Raw genomic sequence first — 5,123 nt, 5'->3', positions numbered from 1 at the left:
GGCGGCGGCGCCGGGCCCTTCCTGGCGGTGCGTCGGCCCACCGGTGCCGGCGGCCGGGACGGTGCGTCCGTGGCGGAGGTGGCGGCGATGGCCCGCACCCTGGGCGGACTGCGGACTGTGCAGGGCGACGAAGCGACGGTCGGACGGGTGCTCGCCGAGCTGTCGTCGGCGGCCACCGTGCACTTCGCGTGTCATGGCTTCAGCGACGCCGAGGACCCGTCCAGGAGCCATCTGGAACTCGCCGACGGACGGCTCGGGGTGCTGGACGTGGCCCGCGGACATCTGCCGCACGCCCAGCTCGCCGTCCTGCTGGCCTGCCACACCACCCGTACCGACCTCCTCCCCGACGAGGCCGTCCATCTGACGTCGGCGTTCCAGACGGCCGGGTATCCGCAGGTGGTGGGGGCGCTGTGGGAGGCGACGGATCTGGTGTCGGTGCGGCTGACGGAACATCTCTACCGCGCCCTGCGGACGTACGGTGGCGGCCTCGACGTCACCGACACCGCGCGGGCCGTGCACGGGATCGTGCGCGAACTGCGGGCGCGGCACGCCGAGTCGCCGCGCGTATGGGCGCCTTACGTCCACACGGGGCGCTGACGGGTGACGACAAGTGAGCGAGAGGACAACGGCGTGAGCACATCGGGCAGGGCGGCCGCGATCGACCGGGAGACGGCCGGCGCGGCGCGTCTGGCGCTGCGGCTGATGCTGGAGGAGTGGCTGCTGCCGCCCCAGGGGTGGGAGGAGATCGCCGAGCTGCTCGACGAGCTGTCGGCGGCCGTCGCCGCGGTGGACGCGGCGGCGGTGGACGCGCTGACCGCCGAGCTGGAGGAGCTGTCGGGCAGCCGGGCCACGCCGCGGATCGAGGGCTACCAGGACGGGACGTCGCCGGAGGGCGACGGGAGGGTGCCGCTGCCCGAGCCGTACGTGGAGCGTGTCGTCGCCCTCGTGCACGCGCTCGACCTGGACTCCGCGCCCGGCGGCCCGAGGCCGGCGCCCTCCGAGCGGACCTGAAGACCGGCCGATGGTCTCGATACTCGCCAATGTCGCGATCGGTCTGTTGACCAGCCTCGTCGGTCTCGGCCTGGGGTCGTTGTGGGAGCGGGGACGGCGGACCAGGGAGCAGTACCGCAGGGCCGCCTTCTTCGGCACTCGCCCGGGCGAGCACTGTGTGATCGTCGTCGGCGCCAAGCACGGGCAGCCAGGCATGACCCATCAGAAGGATCTGCGGGCTGTCGTCGAACTGACCGTGCTGCTGAGCGAACTGGACTGCCGGGTGAGCGTGGAGTCCGCCGATCTGCGCGGCAGCAACGGCGACCGTACGGAGTTCTGTGTCGGCGGGCCGATCGGCGGGTCCAATCCGCGGACCGGCGGGCATCTGACGGCATATCTGCCCGGGGTGACGATCACTCCGTTCAGCGACCGTGCTGACTCGGTGGCGATCGTGGTGGGTGGGGAGCGTTACTACTTCGACCGCGGGCATCAGGAGTACGCGGTGGTCGCCAAGTTCACGCCGCCGGAGTCGAGCCGACCGGTCGTGCTGGTGTGCGGCCAGAGTGCGGTGGCGAACCAGGCGGCGGTCCACTTCATGCGGCGCGAGTACGAGCAGGTGGCGCGGTCGGTGGCGTCGCTGGATCAGTACTGTCTGCTGGTGAAGGTTTCCCACATCGACGTCTACTCGTTCCATCGGTCGGTGCTCGAACGGGACGTGTCGGCTGAGGCGTTCGCGGTGGCCGGCTGAGTACACGGACGGACAGGTTCACCTACGGCGACGAGCACCCGGTCCCCTGCGCCGGGTGCTCGTCGGGTTCTCGGGGCGAAATGCCCGGTTGTGTCAGAAACGGGACGGTGGCAGGGGGGCGTACGGGTGCAGTTCGTCGGCGACCCAGTGCACGGGAGTCTGGAACGCCTCGCCGATCCGCGTGTAGAGGGTGTGCAGGGTGTCCGCCGACATCCATTCGAAGCGGCCCCGGGTGGGGTCGGTGTCGCTGGCCGGTGCGTCGACGACGGCCACGAACCAGCCTTCGTGCGCGGCGGCGACGTAGACGACGTTGGAGTCCGGCGCCTCCGTGAGCTGCGCGATCCGGCGCAGCTCGCCCGGCGCGAGGGGCGCGGTCCGCGCCTCCTCGGGCGTCGGCAGGGGCCGGCCCGCGAGCCAGGGCTCGGTGCGGTTCTCCTGCCAGAAGCGCCAGTCGTCGGCGGACAGCCGGTTGCACGGCACCCCGTTCGCCCGCAAGAACTCCAGCGCGGCCATCCGTACGGTGTGGTGGGCCGGGCTGCTGAAGCCGGAGCCGACCAGGTTCCACACCGTGCGCGCGGCGCCGAACAGGGCGAAGCCGCCGGCCGGCAGCACGGCGTCCGCCAGCGCGCGGGCGAAGCCTTCCGGGTCGGACTGCGCGAACGGCAGGAAAGGCGCCTGGAGTTCGCCCCATACGTCCGAGGCGTCGATGTCGGTACCGACGGGGTCGAACTCGAAGCGGCCGAACCGCTCCATCCGCGACACCACGTCGCCCGGCAGCTCTGGGGCGCGGGGCCTCCTGGGAAACAACGCCATGGTCTTCTCCTGGCACAAGAGCAGGAACCGGTCCGTGCGTGCGCACCGGAACTGGGCGCAACCTGTGTAACAGGAGCCGGGGTCCGCTCTCAACGGTTCTCCGGTGAACCGGACGATCCCCGATAAACCGGGACGGCCGGTGGGCGGGCCCACGAGACCGGACGGCTCACCCGGCCGTGTGCGAGACTCGGCGGTATCAGCGCGTAACGCCACTGCGCGAGAGGGGAGTTGAGCACGATGGGGCGTCCGCAGAAGGAGATCGTCCTGGACGGGTCGCCGACCCGGCTCTTCGCGTACTGGCTCCGGGACCTGCGTGGATCGGCCGGACTCACACTGGATCAGCTGGCCCGCCGCACCGGGTACGGCAGGACGACCGTCAGCGACGCCATGCGGGGCGAGAACCATCCCACCCGTCCGGTCACCCTGGCGATCGTGGGCGCCTGCGGGGGCGACGTACGGCGGTGGGGCGAGTACTGGGCGCAGGTGCGACGGGCTCTGGACCCCGACTCCCCGGACGGCCCGGCCGGGATCACCCCGCCGCCCTGGGACGGGTCGGCGGACCGCACGACCGGGACGCACGCCGAGCGGTGCCCGGCGGACTGCGCGCGCATCGAGCCGCACGGCTGGTACACCGAGTCCGTTTCCACCCGGGTCAGGCTGGACACTCCGACCCCCGAGGCGCTGGAGCGCCGGATCGTGGTCGCGACGTGCGACGGTCTGGTCCGGATACCGGTCGGGGTCAGCGTGCCCCGACGCAGCGGTGACACGACGCTCGGGCACGGGCTGCAGATCTCCGTCGTCCAGGGGGGACGGCTGGAAGAGGGCGGGCCGCAGTACGAGAGCTACTTCGAGCGGTTCCTGGTGCTGCCCGCGCCGCTCAAGGCCGGGACGCGACACATGTACGAGCTGCGGCTGCGGATCCCGCCGGCCCAGCCGATGGCACCGCACTTCGTGCATGTGCCGCTGACCCGAAGCGAGCACTTCCGGCTGCGGGTCCGCTTCGACCGGGCGAGGCCGCCGCGCACGGTGTGGCGGCTGGTCGGTGTGCCCACCGCCGTGATCTACCAGCGGAACCCGGGCACACCGACGCTGCGCCCGGACGAACAGGGGCTGGTGGACGTCGAGTTCGGGGCGATGAAGGTGGGCTACGGCTACGGGTTGTGCTGGCTGGAGGCGGGCGCCGGAGGATAGTCCGCCGCCGGCGTGCGCAGTTTGGCACGGACCGGCTCGGCGTCGGGGTGGTGCAGATCCTCGAAGAGTGCGAGAGCCTCCTCCCACAGGGCGCGCGCGTCCTCGCGCCCGCCTATTTCCGCGTGGGCGTTTCCGAGGTGCTCCAGGGCGTGGGCCTCGCGGTAGCGGTCGCCCAGGGCCCGGTCGAGCTCCAGGGAGACCTCGTAGTGGCCGATCGCGGCGGTGGGTCGGCCGAGCCCCTGTTCGGCGCGGCCCATGCCGATCAGGATGCCCGCCTGTCCGTCGAGGTGACCGAGCCGGGTGTAGAGATCCAGGGCCCGGCGTGAGTGGTCGAGGGCGACGGCGTGCTCTCCCAGCAGTTCCCATTGCTGGGCCACGGAGGTGAGGCCGTCGGCGAGCGCGAACGGGTCTCCGGTGCGCTCCGCCATGGCGAGCGCGAGCCGGGCGTGCGGCAGCGCCCTGCGGGGGTGGCCGCAGGAGCTGTACACCCGGACCAGGGAGAGCCGTACCGCCCGTACGCCCTCCTCGTCGCCCAGGTCGCGGCAGGTGCGCAGGGTCTCGTACAGCAGGTCGAGGGTCTCACTGCCGCGGTTCAGGCGGGAGAGGGCGTCGGCGAGCCGGCGGGTGGCGGTGGCGTGGGAGGCGCGGTCTCCGGCCCGGTCCGCGGCGTCGCGGGCCAGTGCGTGTACGGCGGCCCGCTGGACGCGGCGGCCGGAGCGGCGCAGATGGACGGCGCAGGCGTCGGCGAGCTGCCAGGCGTACGGCTCCAGGCCCGGGGTGGCGGCGGCCTGGGCGATGGCGGCCTGCAGCGAGGACAGTTCGGCTTCGAACCAGGCGGTCGCCGAGGTGTGGTCGCCGATCGGCGGCTGCGCGGCGGTGGGCTTCGGTGGCTCTCCGGGTATCGGGCGCCAGGGTTCGAGATGGTGGTCGGCCAGGCGTGCGGTGTCCAGGTAGTGCCGCAGCAGCCGTTCGGTGCCGTCCCGGCGCTCCTGCGGAGGGCCGCCGTCGAGGAGCTCCGCGGCGTAGAGCCGGAGCAGGTCGTGCAGGGTGTAGCGGCCGGGGGTGTGCTGGCGGACGAGGTGGGCGGCGGTGAGGGCGTCGAGGAGGGCGATGGGCCGGTCCGTGGCACCGATGAGGCCCGCGCAGGCCGTGGCGTCGATGTCGGGTCCGCAGTGGCAGCCGAGGAGCCGGAAGAGACGCGCGGCCGGCGACGGCAGCAGCGTGTACGAACCGTGGAAGACGGTCCGCAGGTCGACATCCGCGTCCTGCACCCCGAACAGGTCCAACGGTGCCCGGGCCCACCGCAGTTCGCGTACCAGGGCACCGACCGAGCCGACGGGGGCGGCGGCCGCGCGGGCGGCGGCGACGCTCAGCGCGAGCG

The 5,123-nt window shown here is 72.8% G+C and carries 6 protein-coding genes; 4 read left to right on the top strand and 2 right to left on the bottom strand.

Annotated elements, in window-relative coordinates; genetic code table 11:
- The 3 genes from AWZ10_RS43300 to AWZ10_RS43290 all read left to right on the top strand — a co-directional run.
- Window positions 1-597 (top strand): CHAT domain-containing protein (locus AWZ10_RS43300; RefSeq protein WP_208618662.1); only part of this gene is annotated, 597 nt, incomplete at its 5' end.
- A gap of 33 nt (window positions 598-630) precedes the next feature.
- Entirely contained in the window at window positions 631-1,011 is a 381-nt protein-coding gene (locus AWZ10_RS43295; RefSeq protein WP_060893898.1) for a CATRA system-associated protein, read from the top strand.
- Window positions 1,012-1,021: 10 nt separating this feature from the next.
- Window positions 1,022-1,738, top strand: a complete 717-nt coding sequence (locus AWZ10_RS43290) for a hypothetical protein (RefSeq protein WP_208618661.1) — start codon at window positions 1,022-1,024, stop codon at window positions 1,736-1,738.
- A gap of 93 nt (window positions 1,739-1,831) precedes the next feature.
- Here AWZ10_RS43290 and AWZ10_RS43285 read toward each other — a convergent pair whose 3' ends face one another.
- Window positions 1,832-2,551, bottom strand: coding sequence for a hypothetical protein (locus AWZ10_RS43285; RefSeq protein ID WP_159058572.1), 720 nt, complete (start codon window positions 2,549-2,551; stop codon window positions 1,832-1,834).
- Window positions 2,552-2,788: 237 nt separating this feature from the next.
- Between AWZ10_RS43285 and AWZ10_RS43280 the strand changes: the two genes are divergently transcribed.
- The gene (locus tag AWZ10_RS43280; protein WP_060893896.1) at window positions 2,789-3,742 is read left to right on the top strand and encodes a helix-turn-helix domain-containing protein; all 954 of its coding nucleotides are present in this window, start codon (window positions 2,789-2,791) and stop codon (window positions 3,740-3,742) included.
- Here AWZ10_RS43280 and AWZ10_RS43275 read toward each other — a convergent pair.
- Window positions 3,703-5,123, bottom strand: a 1,421-nt coding sequence (locus tag AWZ10_RS43275) for a tetratricopeptide repeat protein (protein WP_159058571.1), incomplete at its 5' end; no start/stop codon positions are given. The genes AWZ10_RS43280 and AWZ10_RS43275 overlap by 40 nt on opposite strands.

The sequence above is a fragment of the Streptomyces europaeiscabiei genome, assembly GCF_001550375.1.
In the GTDB taxonomy this organism is placed as follows: domain Bacteria; phylum Actinomycetota; class Actinomycetes; order Streptomycetales; family Streptomycetaceae; genus Streptomyces; species Streptomyces europaeiscabiei.
This window is presented reverse-complemented; position numbering and strand designations above follow the sequence as displayed.